The sequence below is a fragment of the Kineococcus aurantiacus genome (genome assembly GCF_013409345.1).
Classification (GTDB): Bacteria; Actinomycetota; Actinomycetes; order Actinomycetales; family Kineococcaceae; genus Kineococcus; species Kineococcus aurantiacus.
This window is the reverse complement of record NZ_JACCBB010000001.1, coordinates 2,751,845-2,776,175: the sequence shown is the minus strand read 5'-3', so window position 1 is coordinate 2,776,175 and position 24,331 is coordinate 2,751,845. Positions and strand designations below refer to the sequence as shown.

Below are 24,331 nucleotides of genomic sequence, written 5' to 3'. Positions count from 1 at the left end.
GCCGGGTCAGCGGGTGCGGCGTTCCAGCGCGGCCAGCTGGTGCTGCAGGTCCGCGGTCGCCTCGTGCAACCGCCGGTACACCGGGTACAGCGCGGCGTAGGTCGCGGCGGCCTCGGGGTCCGGTTCGGTCACCGACTCCGTGCGGTTCCACGTCGCCGCCACGTCGACGGCGCCCAGCGCCACGGCGGCGAACTTGGCGTCCCCCAGCGAGGCGCCGATGCGCTCGGCGGGCAGTTCCTGCCGCAGGCCCGTGACGTCGGAGACGATCTGCGGCCACAGCGGCGACCCGGTGCCGCCGCCCACGGCGACGACGCGGCGGACCTCGACACCGGCGGCGTCCATCTCGTCGAGGTTGTGCCGGACCCCGAAGGCCGTCGCCTCCAGCAGGGCCCGATCGATCTCCCCGCGCGTGGTGCGCAGCGTCAGGCCCAGCAGCGCCCCGCGCGCGTCGGCGTCGGCGAACGGGGTGCGCTCCCCCGCGAAGTAGGGCAGCGCCACGAGGCCGTGGGACCCCGGGGGGACCTTCGCGGCCTCGGCGACGAGCTCGGCGACACCGGGTGAGCCGACGGTCTCGCGCCACCACTCCACCGCGCTGCCGGAACTGGCCATGCCGGCGGCCAGGGTGCTCTGACCGGGCCGGGCCCCGGCGGTCCCCCACAGCGAGGGGTGCGAGCGCGGCCCGTCGGTGACGGCGATGAAGAACGTCGTCGAGCCGTACATGACCATGAGGTCGCCCGGCTGCCCGACGTCGACGCTCTCGGCCTCCGCCCACGCGTCGCACGTCCCGGCGGCGACGGGGGTCCCGGCGGGGATGCCCGTCTCGGCCGCCGCGCGCGCCGTGACGGTGCCGACGCGCTCGGAGGGCCAGACCAGTCGCGGCATCGGCAGGCCGGGGGCGATCTCCTCGCACCGGTCCTCGATCCAGGCCCGCTCGTGCCGGTCGTACAGCGGGGTGGACTGGCTGGCGGAGTGCCGGTCCAGGACGTACTCGCCGGTGAGCCGGAAGGCCAGGTAGGAGTTCGCCATGAAGAAGTACCGGGCGCGGGCGAAGACGTCCGGCTCATGGCGGCGCAGCCACTCCAGCTTCCCGCCGGCGGCCTGCGTCGACATGGTGGAACCGCAGCGCCGCAACAGGTCCTGCGCCCCGTAGCGCTGTTCCAGCTCGGCGGCCTCGGCGACGGAACGGGTGTCCACGCCGTACAGGACGGCCGGGCGCAGGGGGTGGCCGTGCTCGTCGGCGAGCAGGACGGTGGGCCCGATGCCGCTGGTGCCGACGGCCACGACCCGGCCGTGGGCGACGTCGGCGGGGTCCGCGGCCCGGGCGGTCAGCTCACGGGAGACGGCGCGGAAGTCGGCCCACCAGACGGCGTCGGCGTCGTGCTCGACGTGACCGGGCCGGGGGTGGTCGGTGCGGTGGGTGCGGGAGGCGCGGGCGAGGACCCGGCCGTCGAGGGTCGTCAGGACGCCCTTGCTGCTGCCGGTGCCGATGTCGACACCCAGCAGCAGTTCGCGGACCCCGCCCACGTCGCCTCCTCACGCCCGCCGTGGCCCGCATCCTGTCACGGGCCGGCGGGCGGTCCTCAGCAGGAGGAGGCGGCTGCGTCGGCGTCGGTGTTGGCGAGCGTCTCGTACCCGGTGATCGCGTCGACCTTGGCGGCCGAGGCGGAGGTGGGGTCGAAGACGTAGCCGAGGAACTCCTTGGCCAGGCGGCGGGCCAGCTCCTTGCCGATGACGCGCTCACCCAGGGTCAGGACCTGGGCGTCGTTGGACAGCACCAGGCGCTCGACCGAGAAGGAGTCGTGCGCCACCGAGGCGCGGACACCGGGGACCTTGTTGGCCGCGATGGCCACGCCCATGCCGGTGCCGCAGACGAAGATGCCGCGGTCGGCCTCGCCGGCGGCGATCTTGCGGGCCCCGGCGACCGCCACGTGCGGGTAGGCGGTCTTGTCGGTGTCCGACCCGACGCCGACGTCGAGGACCTCCTTGACGCGGGGGTCCTTCAGCAGGTCGGCCTTGATGGCCTCCTTGTAGGAGTAGCCGGCCTCGTCGGCGGCCAGCACCACGCGCCACTGCGGATCAGTCATGTCTCGCACCCTCTCGGAGCTCGTCGGCGATGGTCCCGGTGACCAGGGCCGGGGAGGGGGGCCCGGCGTCGGGGTGGTCCGGCGACCGGCCGGTCCCCCACCCACGCGCCCGGGCGCTCGACTCCCGTGCGTCAGGTGACAACGCACCCGGCGCCGCGTTGTTCCCGGCGCGGCACGGCGAAGGGGCCGGGACGCGCGCGTCCCGGCCCCTTCGTCACCGTGTCAGTGCCCGGACTGGTCCTTGACCTGCTGCGCCGCGCCGGCGCCGCTGTCCTTGACCGTCCCCGCCGCCCCGCGGGCGTCCTCCTGGACGGTGCCCGCCGCGCCGCGCGCGTCGTCCTTGACCGTCCCCGCCGCACCGCGGGCGTCCTCCTGGACGGTCGCGGCGGCGTCCTGGGCGGACTCCTTCACCGAGGCCGCCGCGCCCTGCGCGGTCTCCTTGACCGACGCGGCCGCCTCACCGGCCTGGTGGCCCAGGTTCGAGCCGACCTCGGAGGCGACCTGCTTGGCCTCGTCGAGCAGGGGCGAGGTCTTCGCCTTCTCCACGAGCTTGCCCGCGGCGCGCTCCTCGGTGGCCGAGGCCGGCAGCAGGGAGGACACGAGCCAGCCGGCGCCGAAGGCGATGAGCCCGGCCGCCACCGGGTTGCCCCGCGCCTTGCGCTGCACGGCGGCCTTCCCGCCGGCCACGCTCTCGCGGCCCGACGCGGCCGTGCCGTGGAGGCTGTCGGCCGTGCCGTGCAGGCTGTCGGCCGCGTCCTGGGCCGTCCCGAACACGCGGTCCTTCACGCTGGACACCCCGCTCGCCACCCCTGCCTTGACCTTGTCGACCTGGCGGTGGGCCACGTTGGCCGGGGCCAGGTGCTCCGACAGCGCGTCGAGGTCGCTGGACAACTGCCCGCGCGTCCCCTCGATGTCCCGCCTCAGCTGTTCCGGTTCTTCAGCCACTGCACGTCCTCCTTCACGCTTCGCTGGGTTTCTTCCAAGGGCGGGGGGACCTTCTTGAGTTCCGCACGGCCCCGCGAGGCCAGGACGAGGGCGATGACGGCCCACAGGACCGTCACGATCAGCGCCGCCCACCCGTAGCCGATCTGCGAGCCCAGCGCGATGACGATGAGCGCCGACAGGGCGATGAGGAACAGGTGACCGGCGACGCCCGCACCGGCGAGCATCCCCGCCCCCTTGCCGGCGGTCTTGGCGTCCCGCGTGGCCTCGGCGCGGGCCAGGGCGATCTCCTGGCGCACCAGGGTCGAGAACTCCCCGGTGATGCTGCCGACGATCTCCCCGAGCGAGCGCTCGTCGCCCCCGCCCTCGTGCCGGGGACCGCCGGGGGGCGGTGCCGCGGTCGCCCCGCTCACGGCCGGTACCCCGAGGGGTCGGTGGTGGGCAGGCCGACGCCTTCGGCGTACGGCGTGCCCGTGGGAGCGACCGGCACGCCCGGCGTGGTCGTGACCGGCGTGCTCCGGGTGGAGATGCCCGAGGGCACCAGGGCCGCGGTGGCGGCGGGGTCGACCGGTCCCTCGACCGCGTGCCGCGGGGCCGCGTCCACGTCGGTGGTGTCGGTGGTGGCGTCGTGGTGCGCCTTGCCGCCGCGAGTCAGCCGGCCGGCGACGACACCGGCGACGAGGGCGCCGAGGATGAAGGCGCCGGGCTTGCGCCGCGCGAAGGACCGGCCCTGGTCGAGCAGGGCGGGCGCGTCGTGCTGGTCCAGGTGCGCACCCCACGCCGAGGCGCGGTCACCGACCTGCCGCACGACCTGCGTCGCGTACCCGGAGCGGCCACCGGCCTCGGCCATCCCGGCCAGTTCCGAACCGGCTTCGCGCAGGAACTCCGCGAGGCGGTCCCGCACGCTGTCGGACTGCTCGGACAGCTGCTGGCGCAGCCCCTCCAGCAGGTCGCCGACCTGGTCCCTGGCCTCGCCCACGACCTCGCTCAGGCCCTGCTGCGCCGTCCCGGCCACCTCGGACGCCTGCTCCTTGGCCGTCCCGGCCACGGCGGAGGCCTGCTCCTTGGCGGTGCCCGCGACCGCGGACGCCTGCTCCTTGGCCGTCCCGGCCACGGCGGACGCCTGCTCCTTGGCCGTCCCCGCCACCTCGGACGCCTGCTCCTTCGCGGCCCCGGTGGTTCCGGTGGACGGCGGCTGCACCGCCGTCGCGCCCACCTGCTCGCCCACCCCGGTGGGCGGGTAGGTCGCCGCCGGCACCTCGGGGTCGGTCAGTCGTGCTCCCGTGATCGGGTCGATGCGTGGTTGGTCCGTCATGGTTCCTCCTCCGTGGGTCGTGTTCAGGTCCGTCCGTGGGTCAGCGACCGAGGCCCGCCCGGTCCACCCGGCGGTGGAAACGCATCCCCGCGAGGCCGCCGAGGACGGCTCCGACGAGCGCGACCACGGCCGCGGCGATGACGGTGAGCACGGAGCCGGCCGTCAGGGACCCCTCGTCGACGGGGATGCGCGGGAAGCTGTTCAGTTGCGAGAAGACGTCGTACCGGCTCCCGGCGACGGCAGCAACCGCAGCCACCACGACCGCCATGACGACGGCCCAGGCCCACACCGCGACCCCCTGGCGCGCACCGTTGAAGCGCGCCATGCGGCCCGCGACGTAACCGCCGCAGAAGTAGGCGACGAGCAGCACCACGAGCAGCGCGACCGCTCCGGCGACACCGATCGTCCCGGCGTCACCGGCGAGGCTGCTCTGCGCCCCGTCCAGGGCCTGGTCGATGCTGCCGCTGTTCGCCAACCCCACCGCGGTCCCGGTGGCCGCGAGCAGCGCCGTGAGCAGCACGGCGGTCCCGGTGGCGGTCAGCCACCCGAAGAACGCCGATCCGACCTTCACCCCGCCGTGGGAGTTCTTCTCCCGTTCCAGGACCGAGTGCCGGTCCATGGGCGGGGCCTGCGGCGCCTTGCTGTTCGAGGCCGCCGTCCCGGCGGGGCGGTGGTGCACCGACAGGTCGTCGTCCGACACCTTGCTCCGTGCCCGTGCCCCGTCGTCACCCGGGCGGTCCCTGTGGGCTCCTGAGTACCCGTTGTCGCTCACGGCTGATCCTCCTCGTCGTACCTGCGTCCCCCGGCCCGGTCCGCGCCGGCACCGGGGTCTCGAGCACTAGGTACCCGCGTGGCGATCGTCGAACCGTCCGAGATCGCTTCGAGAAAAAACCGTGATCCGGACGGTTGAGAACGCACGGGGCGGGCAAGACCTCCATCGGGTCCGCCCGCCCCGACGGCGGGCCGCACTGCAGTCGACGAGAGGAAGACCATGACTGGCAACGCCTTCACCCCGGAACACCTCTACGGCACCACCGTGACCGGCAACGACGGCGACAAGATCGGCAAGGTCGAGGACGTCTACCTGGACAACGACTCCGGCCAGCCGGAGTGGGTCTCGGTCAAGACCGGGCTGTTCGGCAGCAACCTCTCGCTCATCCCGCTGGCCGAAGCCAGCCACAGCGGCGACACCCTGACCGTCCCCTTCACCAAGGCCAAGGTCAAGGACGCCCCCCACCACGACCCCGGCCACGAGCTCAGCGAGAGCGACGAGGCCGAGCTGTACCGCTACTACGGCGTCAGCGGCTACTCCAGCTACGACCAGACCAGCACCACCACGACCGGCACCACCGGCACCACCACCGGCACCACCGGTGTCGGCACGGGTGTGGGCGCGGACGCGGAGTACGACACCACCCGCGGCGCCGGGCACGACACCTCCGGGCCCAACACCGACGACGCGATGACCCGCTCGCGCGAGGAACTGCGCGTGGGCACCGAGACCCGCGAGGCGGGCCGGGCGCGGCTGCGCAAGTACATCACCAGCGAGAACGTCACCCGCACCGTCCCGGTCTCCCACGAGGAGGTCCGCGTCACCCGCGAGCCGATCACCGAGGCCAACCGCGGTGCGGCGCTGTCCGGTGGGGACCTGACCGAGGAGGAGCACGAGGTCGTCCTGACCGAGGAGCGGGCCGTGGCGGCCAAGGAGACCGTCCCGGTCGAGCGGGTGCGCCTGGACACCGAGACCGTCCAGGGTGAGGAGACCGTGCAGGCCGAGGTGCGCGAGGAGCACATCGACCTCGACGCCGACCAGGGCGTCACCCACTCCGAGCGCGGCACCCGCGGTACCGACCGCTCCTGAGCCGGTGAGCCAGCAGCCCACCGGCCCGACCACCGACCAGACGATCGACCAGATCGCCTCTGGCCGCGCAGTTGACCGTGCGGCGGAGGTGGTCTTGTCGGCGGAGGTGCTGAGCACGGGCACGGTCCGGGTGCCGGTCGAGCGGGTCCGGGTGGCCAAGCGGATCGTGCACACGACCCGCACGATCGAGGTGCCGGTGCGGGTGGAGGAGCTGGTGGTGACCCGGGAGGCCGTGGAGGCCACGGCCGACCCGGCCACCGATCTGGTCGCCGACCCGGCCGATCTGCTCGCCGACCCGGGCGATCTGGTCGCCGACCCGGCAACTGAACCGGTACCGGGTGCCGGCCCCACCGAGGTGGTCCTCGTGCTGCACGAGGAGGTGCCCCAGGTGAGCCTGCGGGTGGAACCGGTGGAGGTCGTGCGGGTCGAGGTCCAGCGGGTGACCGGCGAGACCGTCCTCGAGGCGGAGCTGCGCACCGAGGTCGCCGACGTGGTCCTCGAGGAGACGGAACACCCGGGCAGGCCGTAGCCGGCCCGGTCACGGGGAGGGACGAGGTCCTGTCGCGGTCACCGCGGCAGGACCTCACTCGTTCCCGGCCCGCTCAGCCGCGGGTGCGGCTCCGCCGTTGCAGGGCGGGCGCGGCCGACGTCCACGGCGCGACCGCCGCCTCGAACACGCCCGCCGTCGCGTTGCCGCTCAGCGGCGTCGCGGGCGAACCGTCGAGGGGCTGCCGCCACAACCGGGTGTCCTGCCACGTGCCGTCGGCCGCGGGCAGCGACCGCCCCGCCACGACCACCGAACTCCGGTCGCTGGAGGCCAGGAGCTGCTCGACGTGGCCGGGTGCCTCGGCGAGGTCGCGCACGACGGCGCCCCCGCGGTCCACCACGACGAGGCGGCGCCCGGCGGCCGTCGTCCGGACGACGACGAGCTGGGCGCCGTCCCCGACGAACACCGCCGAAGCCTCCCCCGCGTCCGCCGTCGGGACCGGGCGCGCGGTGCGGGTGGGCAGGTCGACGAGGACCACGTCCCCACCGTCCGCGCTCGGTCGCGTGAGGACCACGGACGTCCCGTCCGGTGAGAACGACAGCCCGGAGGTCCCCTCCGCGCCGGTCACGACGCCGCGCCGGCCCGTCGCGACGTCGGCGGCGACGAGCACGTCCACCCCACCGCCGCACACGTCGGCGCCGCTCTCGCGCCACACGGCCGTCGTCCCGTCCGGGGAGAACCCCAGGTCGCGCGCCGTCGGCGCGACGGTCCCCAGGGTCCGCCGGGTGCCGTCCGGTGCCCGCAGCACGAAGTCCGGGCGCACCAGGCGGTCCGCCGCGGAGCAGTCCGTCGGCGCCCACGCCGTGCGGTGGAACCACCCCAGGGTCCCGTCCGGGCTCCAGGCCAGGGCCCGGGAGTCGCCGTCCCCGTCGACCTGGCGCCGGTCACCGCCGTCGGCGCGGGCGACCTGCACGTGGCCGAGGTCGTCGGCGCCGTAGGAGATCCACGCGAGCTGCTCACCGGTCGGGGACCAGCTCACGTCGGTCGACAGGCCGTCGGCGACGTGCCACTGCCGGCCGGTACCGGTGTCGACGGCGTACAGGCCGTCCACCCGCCCGGCGCTGAAGCCGGAGTACGCCACCACCGGTCCCGCGACCGGTGCCGCCGCGGCGGGGACGGCCCCGCCCACCAGGCCGGCGACGAGCGCGGCCACCCCCAGCGTTCCCACGACCGTGCGCACGTGCTCACCCACGAGGTCCCCCCGGCTCGACTGCCCCCATCCCACCAGGTCGCGGCGCGGTCCGCGGGCGTTCGCCCGATCAGCGGCCGAGCGCGTCCTCGAACCGGGTCCGGTTCCCGCGCAGGTGCGCCGCGTCCGACCGGTACACCCGGTCGTGGCCGTCGGCGACGTGGGCGGCGAACGCCGCCACCCCCGCACCGGCCTGCTCGTGCATGAACCGGACCAGGCCGTCCAGCTGCGCGAGGACCGCGTCGAGCAGCCCGGCGCGGCCCGCGGCGTCGAGGCCGTAGGCGGTGCAGAACCGGGCCAGGCGGTCCGCCTGCTCCGCGGTGCCCGGAACCCCGTCGCGGTGGGGGTCGCACAACTGCACCCACCGGTACGCCGCGCCCCCCAGGTCGGTCAGCCGGGGCCCGGGCCGGGCGGTGTCGAAGTCGATGAGCCCCACGACGCGCTCGCCGTCGAGGACGCAGTTGTGCGGGGCGTAGTCGCCGTGGCAGACGACCTCCACGGGGTCCTGCGCGGGGAACATCCAGCCGTCCCGGGGCAGGTCCGCGGCGAAGGCGGCGGTCGCGTCGTGGAAGCGCCGCAGGAACTCCCCGGCCGTGACCAGGGCCGTCCCCGACGCGGCGGCCGGGGTGAGGGGGTAGTTCGAGACGTGCCCGGGCAGGAAGTCCAGGACCTCGAAACCCTCCGGTGCCGCGTGGACGCGCGGGACGCCGCCGAACCCGTCGAGCCGGCGCAGCAGGTCGTGGACCCGGGGCGTGTGCGGACCGGCGGGCCGGCGGACGGTCGCCCCGACCCGGACGACCCGGTTCACCCCACCACCGGTGAGGACCTCCTCGTCCACGCCACCTCCTCCGCCCGGGGTCACCGGCCCAGGATGGCGGGCCGGTCCCCCGGGGTCGAGCGGGTTTCCCGGTCCCAGGTGGGGTTTCCCCCGGGGGACCGGTGACGGGTCAGTTCCGGGGGATGCTCAGCGTGAGTTGCTGGGTCCCGGTGCGCACGTCGTCGGCCAGGTCGATCCGGTACGACCCGCTCATCGGCAGGGTGAGGGTGACGTCGGACTGGTTCTGGCTGTGGCCGGTGTGCAGCGGGGACCCGTCGGGGGCGGTGAGCGTGAACGTGCCCGTCGGGGAACCCTGGATCTGGATCCGGGCCTGCTGGCCCGTGGTCGCGGCGAAGGTGTACGCCGCGCGGTCCTGGGGGCCGACCGTGGCGGTGACGGTGGCGCGGGTGCGCCCGGGCGCGAAGGTGATCTTCGTGGCCTCGGTCACCACCGCCCCACCGGTGTCCGGCTTGGTGGTGGTGGGGATGGTCAGGTCCAGGCGGTAGCTGGAGGGGCGGGTCGAGACGATGTCGACGTAGTACCGCCCGGTTTCGGGCAGGCGGTAGGTGACGTCGGACTGGCGGGGGCTGTGGGCGTCGTGGACGGCCGGGCCGGTGGGTCCGACCAGGGTCCAGGTCTGGGCGCTGGTGGAGCGGGCCAGGTGGAGGTGGGCGGTCTGCCCGGCGCGGGCGTCGAAGACGTAGCGGTCGTCCTGGCCGGGGCCGACCGTGCCGCTGACCGAGGCGCTGGTGGCGCCGTGGGCGAAGTGGATGGTGGTGGCGGCCAGGACGCCGGCGGCTCCGGAGCCGGTGCCGGTGCCGGTGACCGGTCCGGCGGCGGTGGCCACGCCGGCTCCGCCGAGCAGGACGGCGGCGGTCACGCCGGCGGCGGTGAGGACCTTGCGGTGCTGGGTGTTCACGGTGCTCGTGCCTCTCGACTGGCGCGGAGGTTCGGTCCCGCTGACTGCGGTCCCGGCTCCGTCACTGGAGAGGACGCGACAGGTGCGGCAGGTGTTGCACGCGTCCTCCGCGGGTGTCACCCCGCTGGACACCCGCGACGGTTCCGCGTCGAGACACCGGTGACGCCCTCAGCCACCGCGGTGGTGGCACTCCCCGGCCCCGCCCCACCGCCACGCCAGCGGCCAGGACGCCCCTGGTCGTTCCTGCCGAGGCGCCGCCCACCCGGGGCTCGGCAGGACGTCGCCCGCTGCTCGTCACGAGATCATCGAGGTGGCTCTCAGCCCGGTGCACGTCCGCGAGTGCGAACGCCCTGACGGGCGGCTGCGACGCGGCCGGCGACCCTCGACGGTCGATCCCGGACGAACCCCGGGACGAGGGACGGCACCGCTCGGACTCGGACCCGGATCGGCAACCACAGCCGGGGACCGGCCGGTGCTGCGCCGGCGCGACGTGACCCGATCAGCCCCTTCGGCCCACGCACGCGCCCTCCGATGCTTCTCGGGTGGAGCATCCCGCGCAGTACCGCCTGATCGAGCAGGCACCTCGGCAGCAGGTGCTGCTGTGCGTGGCCGTAGCGGTCGTCGCCACCGTCAGCCAGGTGCTCCACCCGACTGCGACGGTGCTGGCGTCCTCCCCCGAGGGGCCGATCCCCACGGCCGTGTTGATCGGACGCGGGTCGTGCCGGGTCGTGATGTTCGCGGCTGCGGCGGCGGTGCTGACCTGGCGGGCCCGGGTGGTGGGGCCGGAGAGCACGGTGTGGCGCTACTTCGCCTGCGCGGCCTGGGTGGCCACCGCCGCCGCCGCGTGCGCCGGGATCCTCGACGTCCTCTCGTTGAGGGGGTCGTCGGGGGCCACCGGCGGAGGCGGGCTGGTCCTGGGGCTGGGTGTCCTGAGCGCCTGCCCGCTCATCTACCAGGGGCTCGTGCGGTGGAACCGCCACGGAACGCCGATGTCCGAGCCCGGGGACTGGCTCAACGGGGTCGGCGCCACCTTCACCCTGACCGCCGTCGGCAACCTGCTCCTGCCTGCGCTCGGCTCCCCGATCGCGCAGTGGCCCCTGTGGCAGGAGCAGTTGTGGCTGCTGCGGATGTCAGCCGAGATCGTGCTGCTGGGCAGCGCCGCCACGCTCCTGCACCTCGGCGGCCTGATCCGGGACGCGCGGGCGTGGGCGTTGCTGCTGTCCTTCGGCCTCGTCGTGGTCATCGACCTGGCCGCCGTGCACGACGCGGCCGCCGCGGCGGGCAACGGCCGGTTCTCCGAAGTGGGCTGGACCGTGGCCATCACGGCCCTGGCCGTGGCCGCCGTGATCCGCGCCGCCCCTCCTTCGTCGCGGCCGGCTACCACCGCGGCCCCCACCACCGGCGCGTTCGTCGTCCTGCTGGCCTCCATCGCCGTGCTCGCAGCCGCCGGGCTCACCAGCGGTCACCTCCACGACGACGTCGTGCACGCGGCCGCCGCGGCCGGCGCCCTGGGCGCGGTGAGCGTCTCGGTGCGCGGGATGCAGCTGGTCCGTCTCCTCGCCGACCTGGTCGCCAGCCGCCACGAGGCCCTCACCGACGACCTCACCGGGTTGGCCAACCGCCGCGCTCTCGACCGCGCTCTCAGCGATGCCCTCAGCGACCACTCCAGCGCCGATCGACCCGTCACGTTGATGCTCATCGACCTCGACGGCTTCAAGGAGGTCAACGACCGCTTCGGGCACGCGGTCGGTGACGAGTTGCTGCGCCGCGCTGGAGCGCTGCTGGAACGGACCAGCCCACCAGGAGCGGTCTGCGCCCGCCTCGGCGGTGACGAGTTCGCCATCGTGGTCCCGGCCACCCCCACGCAGACCTCCCACCAGGCGGCACGGGAACTGTTCACCACCCTGGCCGAGGCGACCTCGGCGCCAGTCATCGTCGAAGGCCGGCGTCTGCTGGCCCGCGCCAGCGTGGGCATCGCCACCACCACCACCGGTGACACCCCCGAGCAGCTGCTGCGCCACGCCGATGCGGCCATGTACCGGGCCAAGACCGCCGGCGGCGCCGGGCTCGCCGCACACGACGCCGCCGCCGCCCGGGCCGATGAGCAGCGGGGGCAGCTGGTCGAGGAGCTGAAGGTCCTGCTGCACTCCCCCGACGCCGCCGACGACCTCGACGCCGGCCGCGTCGTGGTGCACTACCAACCGCAGCTGGACGCAGACGGGCAGGTCGCCGGGGTCGAAGCCCTCGTCCGCTGGGACAACCCACGCCTGGGCCTGCTCACCCCCGACCGCTTCCTCGACCTCGTCGAGGACTACGCCCTCATGCCCGGGCTCACCACCGAGGTGATGTGGCAGGCCGCCGAGCAGGCGGTGCGCTGGACGCAGCAGGGGCACCGGTTGCGGATGTCGGTCAACCTGTCCGCCTCGTGCCTGGACCACCCCGGGCTCCTGCTCCTGGTCGACGAGGTGCTCACCCGGACCGGACTCACCCCCACCGACCTGGTCCTGGAGGTCACCGAGACCTCCCTCATGGCCAACCCGCAGGCCTCCATCGCCCGGCTGCACGACCTGGCCGCGCGCGGGGTGGACATCAGCATCGACGACTACGGCAGCGGCTACTCCTCCCTGGCCTACCTGCACGACCTTCCGGCCACCGAACTCAAGCTGGACCGCTCCCTCACCGCGCAGGTCACCACCAATCCCCGCACCGCCGACATCGTCGCCGGTACCGTCGCTCTGGCCCACCGCCTGGGCCTGCGCGTCATCGCCGAGGGGGTGGAGGACGTCACGATGCTCACCACCTTGCACGCCCTCGGCTGCGACGAGACCCAGGGCTACCTGCACGCCCGACCCATGACCGCCGACGACTGCCGAGCCTGGCTGGACGCCACCGGACCCGCCCGCACGACCGCGACCGCCACCGCGGCCGCTCCGGCCACCGCGACCACCGGCGCGACCGTGACGGCCACCAGGACGTCGACCCCCTGAGGCATCAGCGGCGAGTGGGAGCGCGGTCGACGCTGCGCCCGCAGTCCGAGGTGCCGCCGACCAGTGGTCCCACTCGTGTCGCGGTGCCCGTCCACGGACGAGGCGAGGCCGAGCACACCCGGGTACCGACTACCCGGTACGGACGCATCTCCCCGTGGTCAGCGACGTTCTGAGCGCCGAGGCCCGGCACGCATCCGACCAGCGGTCTCGCCGACGAGCGAGGTCGACGAGGACCACCGCTCGACGAGGTCGAGCTCCTCCTGGCCGAAGACGTTCGAGCCAGCGCCGGGAAAGCCCACGAGGAAACTGCCGACGGCCAGCTCCACGTCCCGGCGCCCTGGCGCCCTGGCGCCCTGGCGCAGGACCGTCCCCCGTGCCCTGACGCGTCCCGCACGGGTCAGACCGTCACAGCGGCAGCACGCACGTCGGCGACCCGGTCTCGGCCACGGACCGGTCGACGACCCGCAGGTCGTCGTCGAGGGCGAGGTGGACGACCTGGTCGGAGTCCTGCGCGGCGACGTACAGGTGCCGGCCGATCGCCACGACGTGCCGGGGGTTCACCGCTCCGATCGCGATGTCCCGCACGGGACGGGCGACACCGTCCACGACCTCGTGCACGGTGAGCACCTCGGCCCGGCGGTTCGCCACGACCAGGCCCCACGGGGCCGGGCACACCTCCGAGGGGTAGGTGCGCTGCGCCGGCGGGACGGCGGTCGCGGGGGCCACCACCGGGTCGGCGAGCAGGCCGTCCCGGACGGCGAGGGAGGTGAGCGTCGCGTCCAGCTCACCCGCGACGAACAACCGGTCCCCGACCGCGGCGGCGTGCCGGGGGCCGGTCCCCGGGGCGAGCGCCAGCGTCTGCAGGGGGTCGGGGGTCAGCCCGTCGGCACCGACGCCGTGGACGCGGACCTCGTCGGTGCCGAGGTCGAACACGGCCAGGTGGGGACCGACGCGCCGCGTCGAGTGCGGGTGGGAGGCCTCCTGCCGTTCGGTGTCCGGGCCCGACCCGTTGCCCTGCAACGTCTGCCGCAACCGACCCACCGCTCCCCCGGACAGTTCGACGACCCCGACGCCGCCGCCGTAGTTCGCGACGACGAGGAAACCGGGGACGAGGGAGAGGTGGCACGGGGACGGCCCCCCGCTGGGCGCCTCGCCGAGCAGTTCCCAGCCGCCGGGGCCGCGGCGGCGGGAGGAGACGAAACCCTCGTCGAGCTCGTGGGCGGCGTGGACGGTGCCGTCGTCCCCGGCCAGCAGGAACGACGGGGAGGGGCAGTCGGCGACGGACCCGACGGCGCCGAGGCGGCCCGTCGCGGGGTCCCGCTCGACGAGCGCGATCCCGGGCCCGCGGCCCCCCGTCGCGGCGGTGTAGGAACCGACGGCCAGCACGTGTGCGTCCACGGGACGGATCACACCACGAGCGGCCCGAACTGGTCGCCGTCGGGGTCGGCGAGCACCGTCCGGCCCGGTTCGGCCGGGGACGTCCGGGTGGCGCCCAGGGCCGGCGAGCAGCCGCCCGCCCCGTTCACCGGGGTGAGCGCTGGGACGCCGTGGCCCGCAACCCCCGGTCGAGGAACTCCACCGTCCACGTGAAGCTGTCCCCGACGTCGGTGGCGAGCTGGAAACCCCCGCCGGCCTCCAGGGTGGCGAAGCCGTGCAGGGCGCTGCGGACCACCCGCAGCGCGTGGGTCTCCTGCGCGGTGTCCACCCCGTAGCCGCGCACGACGACGGCGAGGGAGTGCAGCACGCGGGCGGTCGCGACGGCGTACTCGTCGTCGGGACCGGTGGGGCGGGCGCCCAGGGTGGCCGCGTACCGGCCGGGGTGGGCGAGGACGTACGCCCGGAACGTGCGGGCCGCGGCGTCGAGGGCGTCGCGGCCGGACAGCCCTTGCAGGGCGTCGCGCAGGGTGTCGCCGAGTTCGACGGCGGCCAGGACGGCGACGCGCCGGGTCAGGTCGGCGAGGGACTCGACGTGCTTGTAGAGCGAGGGGGTCCGGACGCCGAGGCGCTCGGCGACCAGCCCCATGCTGAGCTGGTCCAGGCCGCGTTCGTCGGCGAGGTCGGCACCGGCGGCGGTGACGGTGGCGGGGTCCAGGCCGGCCCTAGGCACGGGCGGTGGTCCGGGCGAGGAACGGCAGGACCAGCGCGAGGAGTTCGCGGGGGGTCTGGGTGTGCGGGTAGTGCCCGGCCCCGTCGATGACGGCGAGCTCCCCCAGCCCGGCGGGCAGGTCGGCGACGACCCGCTCACCCTCGGCGCGCGGGTCGGCCCAGTCGGGGTCGAGGGACCCCTCGACGACGAGGACGGGGCAGCGGACGTCACGCAGCCGTTCCCCCGCGTCGGCCGGTGAGGACGTCCCCGTGGCCCGCAGCGCCGCCATCCGCCCCGGTTCGCGCAGCACCGACTCGATGCGCGCGAGTTCGGCGTCCCAGTCGGCGGGCCGGGTCGGGAAGGCGACGTCGAGGTACTTCGCCCACCAGCCGACGCTGCCGGTGGCCGCGGCGAGGGCGAGGCGGACGGTCCCCCGGCGGTGGCGGCGGACGCGGAGCAGGCCGGCGAGGTCGAGGGACTGCCGGCGGGTGAAGGGGGCGATCTCGACGAGCCCGGCGACGAGGTCGGGGGCGGTGGCGGCGGCGATGGTGGCCGCACCCCCGCTGACGGACTGCCCGACGAGGACGGCGGGGCCACCGAGGTGGCGGACGAGGGCGAGGAGGTCCCCGGCCAGGTCGGTGCGGCTGTACCCGGGCCAGCCGACGCTGGAGTCCCCGCAGCCGCGCAGGTCGACGGCGGCGACGCGGTACCCCGCGGCGGCCAGGGCGGGGGCGACGAACCGGTAGGAGTGCCGGCTGTCCCCCATCCCGTGGGCCAGGACGACGAGCGGGCCCTCGCCGTGCACGTCGTAGGCGATGGTGCCCCCGTCGATCCGCAGGTGCTCGGTCATGACGACCCCTCTCAGCTAATGTAATTAGCTTAAAGCTAAGAGGATTAGCCGAGCGCGTCAACCCCCGGCGCCCACCCGCCGTCCTGCTCCCGCGCGAGCGGTGGCGGTGCGGCCCCGCGGCGGTCCGGGCGGGTGCGCTCGCCGGCGTCCCCGGCGTGCCGGACCCGCTTGTGCGCGTACATCGCCGCGTCGGCCCGGTCGAGGAGCGCCTCGGGCGAGCACGGCACACCGGTGACGGCCACCCCGACGCTCGCCCCCACCACCACGGTGGCGCCGTCCGGGAGGGCCACGGGCGCCTCGAGCTGCGCGCGCAGCCGCACCGCCACGGCGTCGGCCTGCGCGGGGCCGGCGAGGTCGGTGAGGACGACCACGAACTCGTCGCCCCCCGTCCGCGCGACGGTCCCGGTCCGGCGCAGGACCTCGTCCAGGCGCCGCCCGGTCTCCCGCAGCAGCACGTCCCCCGCGGCGTGGCCGTGCACGTCGTTGACGGCCTTGAAGCCGTCCAGGTCGACGAACAGGACGGCGGTGAGCGCTCCGGGTCGTGCGGCCGCCACGGCCGGCACCAGGTCCCGCACCAGCCCCCGCCGGCTCAGCAGGCCGGTGAGCGTGTCGTGCAGCGCGGCGTGCTCGAGCAGTTCCATGCTCGAGCGACGTTCGGACTCCAGCGCCCGGGCCGCCTCCTGGGCCCGGCGGGCGATGTCGGCCGCGTTCGCCACCTGCGGGCACATCATCAGCAGCAGCACGACCGTGATCAGCGTGCCGCGGGAGGGGTCGACGAGGCTGTCGACCCACCCGGCGGCCTGCGCGGCCACCGCCGCCGCCGACGTGAGGACCGCCGCGGAGCAGCCGCCGAGGAGCTGGCCGCGGGTCGGGCGCACCTGCACGGCGTGGGCGGCGACACCGGCGGCCGCGACCGGAGCCAGGACCCCGAACCCGAGCACGGTCAGGATCGCCACCGGGAACAGCATGCCCGTGAGGACGATCGGGGCACCCCGCCCCGCCGCGTCGCGCCGTTCCAGGGGCAGTCTCACGGGGGGAGCCGCCATCGCCCCCAGGAGGGCACCGGCGAGGGCGCACGCCGCGGCCGGCACGTGCAGGTCCACCACCGTGACGACGAGCCAGCGCAGGCCCAGGCAGAGCGCGGCGACGCTGGAGGCCCAGACGAGGACCACGGCGACCGCTCGCGCGCCGGAGGCCGTCGGGGGGTTCACCCCGGGTAGGTCGACGTGTTCAGGAGCGCCCTTGAGCCGGTGCTGCGCCCGCCCGGGACCCCGGGGGGCCCCGGCGACACCGCCGGCCACCGCGGTCACGCGTCGTCGTCGTACGCCTCGCGCAGCCGGCGCAGCCACTGCGCCGGGGCGTCCCGGAACTGCTCCGGCGGGTCGGGCCAGCCGGCCAGCGCGCGGTCCCAGCTGTCGGTGCGCGTGACGACGCCCAGCCGCACCCCCAGGTCCACGGCGCGCCGGGGAACCCCGGGCCAGCGGGCCAGGTAGGCGGCCAGGGGTTCGGGCGAGCCGTCCCAGGCGACGAGCAGGCTCGTGAAGGGGTGCGCGACGCACGCGTCGCCCCAGTCGAAGACGCGGCCGCCGCGGGCGAAGACGTTCCCGTCGTGCAGGTCGTCGTGCTGGATCGTGGGCGCCGGACCCAGCTCGGCGAGTTCGGCGGCCTCCTCGGTGACCCGGCCCAGCAGCGGCAGGACGTCCGGGGCCCAGCGCCGGGCCAGCCGTTCGAACGCGGCGGGCAGCAGCGGCAGGCGCAGGTCGGGGACGCCGAGGGCGACGAGCTCGTCGACGTGGGCCCCGGTCGTGCGCTGCGTCTGCGCGTAGCCGGCGAGCACGTCCGCCCACGAGGGGCCGGGGGCCTCGCGCAGCGTCGGGCCACCGTCGGGCAGCAGGACGGTGCCGAGGTCCTCGTCGACGGCGAGGGGTTCGAGGTTGTGCGGGGCGCCCCACCGCGCGAGGGCCGCCAGCAGCCGCACCTCGTGGCGGGTGCGCTCGGGACAGGCCTTGAGCCAGACCGGGCCGGCCGGGGTCGGGATGCGCCACACCGTGGACCACGGACGGTCCTTGACCAGTTCCGGGGTCCCGGCGTCGGGCACCCGGCTCAGGGCCCAGTCCAGGGCAGCGGCGAGGTCGGCGGAGCGGGACACCTCAGCGGACGCGGTCGGGTTTCCAGACCACGAGCGCGGTGGACCGGGCGGTGGAACGCTGCGCCTCGGGCCGGCGCCCCACGGAGGTCGCGACGATGTCCCCGGCCACCCCGGCGGCGAAGATCCGCCGGGCCTGCTGCCGCACGTGCGCGATCTCGGCCTCCAGCTCCTCGACGCGGTGGCCCAGGGCGAGGACCTGGTTCTCCAGGTCCAGGATGCGCTTGATGCCCGCGAGGTTCACGCCGTCCTCCTGGGACAGCCGCTGCACCTCGCGCAGCTGCGCGATGTCGCGCGCGGAGTACCGCCGCCCGCGCCCCGGCGCCCGGCTGGGCGAGACGAGGCCGAGGCGGTCGTACTGGCGCAGCGTCTGCGGGTGCATCCCCGCGAGGTCGGCCGCGACCGAGATCACGAACAGCGCCGTCTCGGCGTCCACGTCCTGGTCGTACACCTCTCCCTCTCCTCCCTGGGACCGGGCCCCCGCACGGCCGGGCACGGGCGTGCCCGACCGCGCGGGGGTGGGTTCAGCTGCGGGCGCGCTCGGCCAGCCCGGCGCGCGGGTCCTCACCGGCCGTCGCCTCCGCGAACGCCTCGACGGCGGCGCGCACGGCGCCGTCGACCCGCTGCGGGACGACCACCTCGATCGTGACGAACAGGTCGCCCCGCTCGTCGGTGGACCGCGAGCGCTTCACGCCCCGGCCCTTCAGCCGCAGCGAGCGCCCCGAGGGGGTGCCCGCGGGGACCTTCACCCGGACGGTCGCGCCGTCCAGGGTCGGGACCTCCACGGTGGCTCCCAGGACGGCCTCGCCGAACGAGACCGGCAGGGTCATGCGCAGGTCGTCGCCGTCGCGGCGGAACACCGGGTGCGGTTCGACGTGCACGGTGACCAGCAGGTCGCCGTTCTGGCCGCCCGCACCGGCCAGGCCCTGGCCGCGCAGCCGCACCTTCTGGCCGTCGCGGACGCCCTGCGGCAGCCGCGCGTTGACCGTGCGGGCCGGGCCGCCGCGCGGGTCGGGGACCCGCAGGGACACCGTCTTGCCCTCCAGGGCGTCGCGGAAGGAGACCCGCGCCGAGGCGTCGAGGTCCTGCCCGCGCTGCGGAGCGCGGGTGCCGCCGAAACCACCGGGGAAACCCCCGCCCCCGGCGCCCGCACCGCCCTGGCTGAACAACCCGCCGAGCAGGTCCTCGAACCCGCCGCCGCCGGCGCCGCCGGGCGTGCCGAACCGCACACCCCCGGGGGCGCCGCCGCGACCCTGGTTGAACAGCCCGCCGAGCAGGTCCTCGAACCCCGCGCCGCCGCCGGCGCCGCCGGCTCCCCCGGAGGAGAACCGGGCGCCACCGCCGACCATGGCGCGGATGCCGTCGTACTGCTGGCGCTGCTCGGGGTCGGACAGGACCGCGTAGGCCTCGCCGACCTCCTTGAACTGCTGCTCGGCCGCCGCGTCACCGGGGTTGGCGTCCGGGTGCAGCGTGCGGGCCTTCTTGCGGTAGGCCTTCTTGATCTCGGCCGCGTCGGCGTCGTGGGAGACGCCGAGGATCGCGTAGAAGTCCTTCTCGGCCCAGTCCTGCATGCTCATCGACGTCCCCCTCCCTCGAAACCTGCCGGAACCGCGGTCATCCCTGCGGGTCGGCCACCGCGACGCGGGCCGGGCGCAGGACGCGCTCGCCGAACCGGTAACCCGGCTGCAGCACCTTCACGCACGTCGCCACCTCGTACTCGTCGGAGTGGCTGTGCATGAGGGCCTCGTGCACGGCCGGGTCGAACGGTTCACCGTCCTGGCCGTAGCGCTCGAGGCCGAACCGCGTCAGCGTCGCCTCCAGCTTGTCCGCGATCGCCACGAACGGGCCGGTGAGGTCGCCGTGCTGACGGGCCAGGTGGATGTCGTCCAGGACCGGCAGCAGGGCCTCGGCCACGCCCGCGAGCGCCGCGTTCTTGGCGACGTCGCGGTCGCGGTCGACGCGCTTGCGGTAGTTCACGTACTCCGCGTTCAGCCGCTGCAGCTCGTCGAGCCGCTGGGCCGCGAGGGCCTGCGCCGCGTCGAGCTCGGCCGAGGCGCCGTAGGACTCGGCGCCGTCGTCCGGGCCGCCCACGGTGGGCTGCGCCGGCGTCTGCTGCGCAGCCTGCTCGGGGGCGGCCTCACCGCGGACCTCGCCCGTCTCGGGGTCGATGCGCCGGTTGTCGCGGACGACGGTGGGTTCGGAGAACTCCTCCGCCATCACTTGTCCTTCTCGTCGTCGACGACCTCGGCGTCCACCACGTCGTCGTCGGACGCGGACGGCTTGGTGAAGTCGGGGCCGGCGGACGCACCGGCGTCACCGGCGGACGCACCCTCGGACTGCTGCGCGGCGTACAGCGCCGAGCCCAGTTCCTGGGAGGCCTGCGCGACGGCGTCGGACTTGGCCTTGATCTCGGCCGCGTCGGTGCCGTTGAGGGCCGTCTTCAGCTCCGCCACAGCGGCTTCGACCTTGGCCTTGCCGTCGTCGGGCAGCTTGTCGGAGTTGTCCGCGACGAACTTCTCGGTCTGGTAGACGAGCGCCTCGGCCTGGTTGCGGGCCTCGGCCTCCTCGCGGCGCTGCTTGTCCTCGTTCGCGTGCTGCTCGGCGTCCTTGACCATGCGCTCGATGTCCTCCTTCGACAGCGCGCTGCCGCCGGAGATGGTCATCGACTGCTCCTTGCCCGTGCCGCGGTCCTTCGCGTTGACGTGCACGATGCCGTTGGCGTCGATGTCGAAGGTGACCTCGACCTGCGGCACGCCGCGCGGGGCGGGGGCGATGCCGGTCAGCTCGAACGTGCCCAGCGGCTTGTTGTCGCGGGCCAGCTCGCGCTCGCCCTGGAACACCTGGATGAGCACCGAGGGCTGGTTGTCGTCGGCGGTCGTGAAGACCTCCGAGCGCTTGGTCGGGATGGCCGTGTTGCGCTCGATGAGCTTGGTCATGATCCCGCCCTTGGTCTCGATGCCCAGGGACAGCGGGGTGACGTCGATGAGCAGGACGTCCTTGCGCTCGCCCTTGAGGACACCGGCCTGCAGGGCGGCGCCGATGGCGACGACCTCGTCCGGGTTGACGCCCTTGTTGGGCTCCTTGCCGCCGGTCAGCTCCTTGACGACGTTCGTCACCGCGGGCATGCGGGTGGAACCACCCACGAGCACGACGTGGTGGATGTCGGCGAGCTTGACGTCGGCGTCGCGGATGACGTCGTGGAACGGCTTCTTGGTGCGGTCCAGCAGGTCCTGGGTCATCTGCTCGAACTGCGCGCGGGTCAGCTGCTCGTCCAGGTGGACGGGGCCGTTCTCCGTCATCGACAGGTACTGCAGCGAGATGCCGGTGCTGGTGGCCGTCGACAGCTCCTTCTTGGCCTGCTCGGCGGACTCCCGCAGGCGCTGCATCGCGATCTTGTCCTTGGACAGGTCGATGCCGTAGGCGCCCTGGACCTTCTTCAGCAGGTGGTCGACGATGCGCTGGTCCCAGTCGTCACCACCGAGGTGGTTGTCGCCGGAGGTGGCGCGGACCTGGATGGTGGAGAAGCCGTCGTCGTCCTTGCCGACCTCGAGCAGGGAGACGTCGAAGGTGCCGCCACCGAGGTCGAAGACGAGGATGAGCTCGTCCTCCTTGCCCTTCTCCAGCCCGTAGGCGAGGGCGGCCGCGGTGGGCTCGTTGATGATGCGCAGGACGTTCAGGCCGGCGATCTCGCCGGCCTCCTTGGTGGCCTGGCGCTGGGCGTCGGAGAAGTACGCGGGCACGGTGATGACGGCGTCGGTCACGGCCTCGCCGAGGTAGCTCTCGGCGTCGCGCTTGAGCTTCTGCAGGATGCGGGCGCTGATCTCCTGCGGGGTGTACTTCTTGTCGTCGATGGAGACGTTCCAGTCGGTGCCGACGTGGCGCTTGACGGACCGGATGGTCCGGTCGACGTTGGTGACGGCCTGGCGCTTGGCGATCTCCCCGACCAGCACCTCGCCGTTCTTGGCGAACGCGACGACGGACGGCGTGGTGCGACCGCCCTCGGCGTTCGCGATGACCGTCGGTTCCCCACCCTCGAGGACGGAGACGACGGAGTTGGTGGTCCCGAGGTCGATGCCGACCGCACGTGCCATGGTGGTTGCCCTCCCGAGCGACTGACTGTTGAGCCTTCCTCACTCAAGTTCGCCGACCGCTGCCCGCCTGTCAAGCGGAGAGCGTCGAACTTGAGTCTGATGGGCTCAACTACCGAGCACCCCCTCTTGTTCCCGCCCCCTCTTCCCGCTCGAAGCACGGTCCGGGCCCTCGCACGCGCGCAGGGAGGGCCCGGACCGTGCTTCGAGCGGGAACCCGCGGCCCCCCTCGCACGCTCACCCGGCGTGGAACCGCTGCGTCGCGTCCCCCTGCACTTCGACGACACGTCCAGGGCGGGGATGACGCACGTCAACCTCTCCGCCGTCCGCGGCGACGGCGAGCACCTGTGGGTCGCCGGCGACGAGACCGCCACCGTCGAACGCCTCACGGCCGTCCGCACCGGCGGGCACGTCACCTCCTACGACCACCAGGTCACCGTGGCGCTCGCCGACCTCGTCGACCTGCCCGGCCCCCCGCACGAGGAGGCCGACGTCGAGGGCCTGGCCCGCAGCGGCCCGTGGCTGTGGGCCGTCGGCTCGCACAGCCTCAAGCGCAAGCGCGTCCGCGCCGGCGACAGCGACGTCAAGGCCCGCGCGCGGCTCGGGCGGGTCGTCCGCGAGGCCAACCGCTTCGTCCTCGTCCGGCTGCCCGTCGACCCCGCGACCGGGCTGCCGGCCCGCGAGGTCCGCCTCGACGGCGAGACCCTCACCGCGGCCGTCCTCGGCGCCCACGACGACGACCTCACCCGCGAGCTGCGCGACGACGACCTGCTCGCCCCCTTCCTGCGCATCCCCTCCAAGGACAACGGCCTCGACGTCGAGGGCGTCGCCGTCCACCGCTCCGCGGCCGGGACCCGCCTGTACGTCGGGCTGCGCGGGCCGGTCCTGCGCGGGTGGGCCGTCCTGCTGGAACTGCGCCCCCGGACCCACCGCAAGCACCCCGGGCGCCTGCAGCTGGACGACCTCGGCGACGGCACGCGCCACCGGGTGCACCTGCTGGACCTGCAGGGCCTGGGCGTCCGCGACCTGTGCCCCGACGGCGACGACCTGCTCGTGCTCAGCGGCCCGTCGATGGCGCTGTCCGGCCCGGTGCGCGTGCACCGCTGGGCCGGGGGGTGCGTCACCGACGCCGCGGAGGTCGTGCGCGCCGCGGACCTGCCCGTCGTGCACGAGCTGCCGCACGGGCGCGGCGAGGACCACCCCGAGGGGATCGCCGTCGTGGGCGGGGAGCTCCTCGTCGTCCTGGACTCCCCCGCGGCGTCCCGGCACACCCACGACGGCGGGGTGCTCGCCGACGTGTGGCCGCTGGGCTGAGGGCCCGGCGTCCGTCCCCCGGTCCGCGGCGCCGCGACGATCGGCCGATGGGCACCCGGCGGTGCCGCGCCAGGATCGGGGGGTGAGCGTCGAAGGGGAGCAGCGCGCCCGGGGCCGCCGGTGGGCCGTGCCGTCGCTGGTGCTGGGGATCGTCCTGGTCGTCGCGGGGGTGGCCTTCCACGGCGTGGCCGCCGCGCACCGGCCCTCCGGGCCCGGGGGTTCGGACACGTGGGAGACGGTGCTGGACCACGCCGCGCTGGGCTGGGCGGCGTACGGCGCCGTGGCCGCCGGCGTGTTCCTCACGGTGCGCGGCTGGAACTCGCGCGGTGGGCGCTGAGCCGGGACGCGGTCCCGGGGCCGTGCGGGTCCGGCGGCCGCCCGCAGCTCCTCACGCGACGCGGAACACCGGCCACCCGATCTCCGTGCGCCAGGCGGCCGGGTCGGCCGTCTGGCGGGGCCCGACGCGGTAGACCTCCCGCACCGGCCCGGCCACCGACATCGCGTTCTCCACGACCCAGGTGCCGAGCTGGCCGTAGGTGACCTCCACGCCGTCGTGCTCGCCGGCGTGGGTGGTCACCGCCAGCTCCGCGGCCGGCAGGGTCGCGGGGTGGACCCGTCCCGTGCGCGGCGGGACGGCGGTGGGCAGGTAGACGAGCACGTGGCCGCGGCCCTCCTCGAACAGCGCGTTGTCGTAGGTCCCGCCCGGTGGCCCCGTCACGGCGTCCCCCACGGCCGCCTCCAGCTCGGCCACCGCGCCGGCGAACCACGCCTCGACGTCGCCGTCGCCGATCACCGCCTCCACCGCGGCGACCGTGCGGGCCGGTTCGGCCCGCAGCTCGACCTCGATCGGCGCGGGATCGGGCCGCAGGAGCCGGCGCAGCGAGGTGACCGCCGCCCGGGTGCGGTCCAGCTGCTCCTCCAGGCGCTGCAGGTGCTCGGCGACCAGGGCCGAGCGGACACCGGGGTCCGGCGTCCGCAGGATCCGCTGCACGTCGCCCAGGGGGACGTCGAGTTCCCGGAGGCGGCTGATGACCTGGGCGGTCGGGATCTGCTCGAGGGAGTAGTAGCGGTAGCCGGTGGCCTCGTCCACCACGGCCGGTTCCAGCAGGGCGCCCTCGTGGTAGCGGCGCAGGGTGCGCACGCTCAGGTGGGTCAGGCGGGAGAACTCCCCGATGGTCAGCACCCC

Annotated in this window: 25 protein-coding genes; 5 read left to right on the top strand and 20 right to left on the bottom strand. The window is 74.9% G+C overall.

Annotated elements, in window-relative coordinates:
* Nucleotides 1-6: 6 nt before the first annotated feature.
* The 6 genes from BJ968_RS13425 to BJ968_RS13400 all read right to left on the bottom strand — a co-directional run bounded on the left by BJ968_RS13425 (nucleotide 7) and on the right by BJ968_RS13400 (nucleotide 5,041).
* Nucleotides 7-1,524: an FGGY family carbohydrate kinase gene (locus BJ968_RS13425; RefSeq protein ID WP_179752622.1), complete on the bottom strand. Its 1,518-nt coding sequence runs from the start codon at nucleotides 1,522-1,524 to the stop codon at nucleotides 7-9.
* Between the two features lie 56 nt (nucleotides 1,525-1,580).
* Nucleotides 1,581-2,084 (bottom strand): ribose-5-phosphate isomerase, encoded by a 504-nt coding sequence (locus tag BJ968_RS13420; protein WP_179752620.1) that lies wholly within the window; start codon nucleotides 2,082-2,084, stop codon nucleotides 1,581-1,583.
* Nucleotides 2,085-2,306: 222 nt separating this feature from the next.
* A complete protein-coding gene (locus BJ968_RS13415) occupies nucleotides 2,307-3,029 on the bottom strand; it encodes a DUF3618 domain-containing protein (RefSeq protein WP_179752618.1) in 723 nt (240 codons plus the stop codon).
* Nucleotides 3,005-3,439, bottom strand: coding sequence for a phage holin family protein (locus tag BJ968_RS13410; RefSeq protein ID WP_179752616.1), 435 nt, complete (start codon nucleotides 3,437-3,439; stop codon nucleotides 3,005-3,007). The genes BJ968_RS13415 and BJ968_RS13410 overlap by 25 nt, the downstream gene beginning before the upstream one ends.
* Nucleotides 3,436-4,341, bottom strand: a complete 906-nt coding sequence (locus tag BJ968_RS13405) for an apolipoprotein A1/A4/E family protein (protein WP_179752613.1) — start codon at nucleotides 4,339-4,341, stop codon at nucleotides 3,436-3,438. Before BJ968_RS13405 ends, BJ968_RS13410 begins: the two co-directional genes overlap by 4 nt.
* A gap of 40 nt (nucleotides 4,342-4,381) precedes the next feature.
* Nucleotides 4,382-5,041: a hypothetical protein gene (locus BJ968_RS13400; protein ID WP_343078006.1), complete on the bottom strand. Its 660-nt coding sequence runs from the start codon at nucleotides 5,039-5,041 to the stop codon at nucleotides 4,382-4,384.
* Nucleotides 5,042-5,332: 291 nt separating this feature from the next.
* Between BJ968_RS13400 and BJ968_RS13395 the strand changes: the two genes are divergently transcribed.
* Entirely contained in the window at nucleotides 5,333-6,202 is an 870-nt protein-coding gene (locus tag BJ968_RS13395) for a DUF2382 domain-containing protein (RefSeq protein WP_179752611.1), read from the top strand.
* Between the two features lie 4 nt (nucleotides 6,203-6,206).
* Complete coding sequence (locus tag BJ968_RS13390; protein ID WP_179752609.1) at nucleotides 6,207-6,731, top strand: DUF2382 domain-containing protein; 525 nt, start codon at nucleotides 6,207-6,209, stop codon at nucleotides 6,729-6,731.
* A gap of 73 nt (nucleotides 6,732-6,804) precedes the next feature.
* Here BJ968_RS13390 and BJ968_RS13385 read toward each other — a convergent pair whose 3' ends face one another.
* The 3 genes from BJ968_RS13385 to BJ968_RS13375 all read right to left on the bottom strand — a co-directional run bounded on the left by BJ968_RS13385 (nucleotide 6,805) and on the right by BJ968_RS13375 (nucleotide 9,674).
* On the bottom strand, nucleotides 6,805-7,929 hold the full coding sequence (locus tag BJ968_RS13385) for a TolB family protein (RefSeq protein ID WP_179752607.1): 1,125 nt from the start codon (nucleotides 7,927-7,929) through the stop codon (nucleotides 6,805-6,807).
* A gap of 79 nt (nucleotides 7,930-8,008) precedes the next feature.
* Nucleotides 8,009-8,776 carry a phosphotransferase gene (locus BJ968_RS26670; protein ID WP_179752605.1) on the bottom strand — a complete coding sequence of 256 codons (768 nt, stop codon included), beginning with the start codon at nucleotides 8,774-8,776 and terminating at the stop codon, nucleotides 8,009-8,011.
* A gap of 109 nt (nucleotides 8,777-8,885) precedes the next feature.
* The gene (locus tag BJ968_RS13375; protein WP_179752604.1) at nucleotides 8,886-9,674 is read right to left on the bottom strand and encodes a peptidase; all 789 of its coding nucleotides are present in this window, start codon (nucleotides 9,672-9,674) and stop codon (nucleotides 8,886-8,888) included.
* Nucleotides 9,675-10,216: 542 nt separating this feature from the next.
* Here BJ968_RS13375 and BJ968_RS26665 point away from each other — a divergent pair.
* Nucleotides 10,217-12,661, top strand: a complete 2,445-nt coding sequence (locus BJ968_RS26665; RefSeq protein WP_179752601.1) for an EAL domain-containing protein — start codon at nucleotides 10,217-10,219, stop codon at nucleotides 12,659-12,661.
* Nucleotides 12,662-12,819: 158 nt separating this feature from the next.
* On the opposite strand, the gene BJ968_RS13365 is transcribed toward BJ968_RS26665, so the two are convergent.
* The 10 genes from BJ968_RS13365 to dnaK all read right to left on the bottom strand — a co-directional run bounded on the left by BJ968_RS13365 (nucleotide 12,820) and on the right by dnaK (nucleotide 21,834).
* Nucleotides 12,820-12,987, bottom strand: coding sequence for a hypothetical protein (locus BJ968_RS13365; protein ID WP_179752599.1), 168 nt, complete (start codon nucleotides 12,985-12,987; stop codon nucleotides 12,820-12,822).
* Nucleotides 12,988-13,066: 79 nt separating this feature from the next.
* Nucleotides 13,067-14,059 carry a beta-propeller fold lactonase family protein gene (locus tag BJ968_RS13360; protein WP_179752597.1) on the bottom strand — a complete coding sequence of 331 codons (993 nt, stop codon included), beginning with the start codon at nucleotides 14,057-14,059 and terminating at the stop codon, nucleotides 13,067-13,069.
* 124 nt (nucleotides 14,060-14,183) lie between these two features.
* Nucleotides 14,184-14,768, bottom strand: a complete 585-nt coding sequence (locus BJ968_RS13355) for a WHG domain-containing protein (RefSeq protein ID WP_179752595.1) — start codon at nucleotides 14,766-14,768, stop codon at nucleotides 14,184-14,186.
* On the bottom strand, nucleotides 14,761-15,597 hold the full coding sequence (locus BJ968_RS13350) for an alpha/beta fold hydrolase (protein WP_179752593.1): 837 nt from the start codon (nucleotides 15,595-15,597) through the stop codon (nucleotides 14,761-14,763). Before BJ968_RS13350 ends, BJ968_RS13355 begins: the two co-directional genes overlap by 8 nt.
* A 44-nt stretch (nucleotides 15,598-15,641) precedes the next feature.
* Nucleotides 15,642-16,808 (bottom strand): diguanylate cyclase domain-containing protein, encoded by a 1,167-nt coding sequence (locus tag BJ968_RS26660; RefSeq protein ID WP_179752591.1) that lies wholly within the window; start codon nucleotides 16,806-16,808, stop codon nucleotides 15,642-15,644.
* A 95-nt stretch (nucleotides 16,809-16,903) separates the two neighbouring features.
* Nucleotides 16,904-17,746: a phosphotransferase gene (locus tag BJ968_RS13340; RefSeq protein WP_179752589.1), complete on the bottom strand. Its 843-nt coding sequence runs from the start codon at nucleotides 17,744-17,746 to the stop codon at nucleotides 16,904-16,906.
* Between the two features lies 1 nt (nucleotide 17,747).
* Nucleotides 17,748-18,125 carry a heat shock protein transcriptional repressor HspR gene (locus BJ968_RS24665; protein WP_218886055.1) on the bottom strand — a complete coding sequence of 126 codons (378 nt, stop codon included), beginning with the start codon at nucleotides 18,123-18,125 and terminating at the stop codon, nucleotides 17,748-17,750.
* A gap of 142 nt (nucleotides 18,126-18,267) precedes the next feature.
* Nucleotides 18,268-19,320, bottom strand: coding sequence for a DnaJ C-terminal domain-containing protein (locus tag BJ968_RS25710; RefSeq protein ID WP_179752585.1), 1,053 nt, complete (start codon nucleotides 19,318-19,320; stop codon nucleotides 18,268-18,270).
* 37 nt (nucleotides 19,321-19,357) lie between these two features.
* On the bottom strand, nucleotides 19,358-19,960 hold the full coding sequence (grpE, locus tag BJ968_RS13325; RefSeq protein ID WP_179752584.1) for a nucleotide exchange factor GrpE: 603 nt from the start codon (nucleotides 19,958-19,960) through the stop codon (nucleotides 19,358-19,360).
* The gene (gene dnaK, locus BJ968_RS13320) at nucleotides 19,960-21,834 is read right to left on the bottom strand and encodes a molecular chaperone DnaK (protein WP_179752582.1); all 1,875 of its coding nucleotides are present in this window, start codon (nucleotides 21,832-21,834) and stop codon (nucleotides 19,960-19,962) included. Before dnaK ends, grpE begins: the two co-directional genes overlap by 1 nt.
* 243 nt (nucleotides 21,835-22,077) lie before the next feature.
* Between dnaK and BJ968_RS13315 the strand changes: the two genes are divergently transcribed.
* A complete protein-coding gene (locus BJ968_RS13315) occupies nucleotides 22,078-23,145 on the top strand; it encodes a DUF3616 domain-containing protein (protein WP_179752579.1) in 1,068 nt (355 codons plus the stop codon).
* An 82-nt stretch (nucleotides 23,146-23,227) separates the two neighbouring features.
* Complete coding sequence (locus tag BJ968_RS13310; protein WP_179752577.1) at nucleotides 23,228-23,482, top strand: hypothetical protein; 255 nt, start codon at nucleotides 23,228-23,230, stop codon at nucleotides 23,480-23,482.
* A 51-nt stretch (nucleotides 23,483-23,533) separates the two neighbouring features.
* On the opposite strand, the gene BJ968_RS13305 is transcribed toward BJ968_RS13310, so the two are convergent.
* Nucleotides 23,534-24,328: a MerR family transcriptional regulator gene (locus BJ968_RS13305; RefSeq protein ID WP_179752575.1), complete on the bottom strand. Its 795-nt coding sequence runs from the start codon at nucleotides 24,326-24,328 to the stop codon at nucleotides 23,534-23,536.
* Between the last annotated feature and the right edge of the window lie 3 nt (nucleotides 24,329-24,331).

Excerpts from the sequence above, each read along its gene's own strand:
- BJ968_RS13395 (WP_179752611.1), top strand. The coding sequence starts at position 5,333 with ATGACTGGCAACGCCTTCACCCCGGAACACCTCTACGGCACCACCGTG.
- grpE (WP_179752584.1), bottom strand. The coding sequence starts at position 19,960 with ATGGCGGAGGAGTTCTCCGAACCCACCGTCGTCCGCGACAACCGGCGC.
- BJ968_RS13420 (WP_179752620.1), bottom strand. The coding sequence starts at position 2,084 with ATGACTGATCCGCAGTGGCGCGTGGTGCTGGCCGCCGACGAGGCCGGC.
- BJ968_RS13405 (WP_179752613.1), bottom strand. The coding sequence starts at position 4,341 with ATGACGGACCAACCACGCATCGACCCGATCACGGGAGCACGACTGACC.
- BJ968_RS13350 (WP_179752593.1), bottom strand. The coding sequence starts at position 15,597 with ATGACCGAGCACCTGCGGATCGACGGGGGCACCATCGCCTACGACGTG.
- dnaK (WP_179752582.1), bottom strand. The coding sequence starts at position 21,834 with ATGGCACGTGCGGTCGGCATCGACCTCGGGACCACCAACTCCGTCGTC.
- BJ968_RS25710 (WP_179752585.1), bottom strand. The coding sequence starts at position 19,320 with ATGAGCATGCAGGACTGGGCCGAGAAGGACTTCTACGCGATCCTCGGC.
- BJ968_RS24665 (WP_218886055.1), bottom strand. The coding sequence starts at position 18,125 with ATGCACCCGCAGACGCTGCGCCAGTACGACCGCCTCGGCCTCGTCTCG.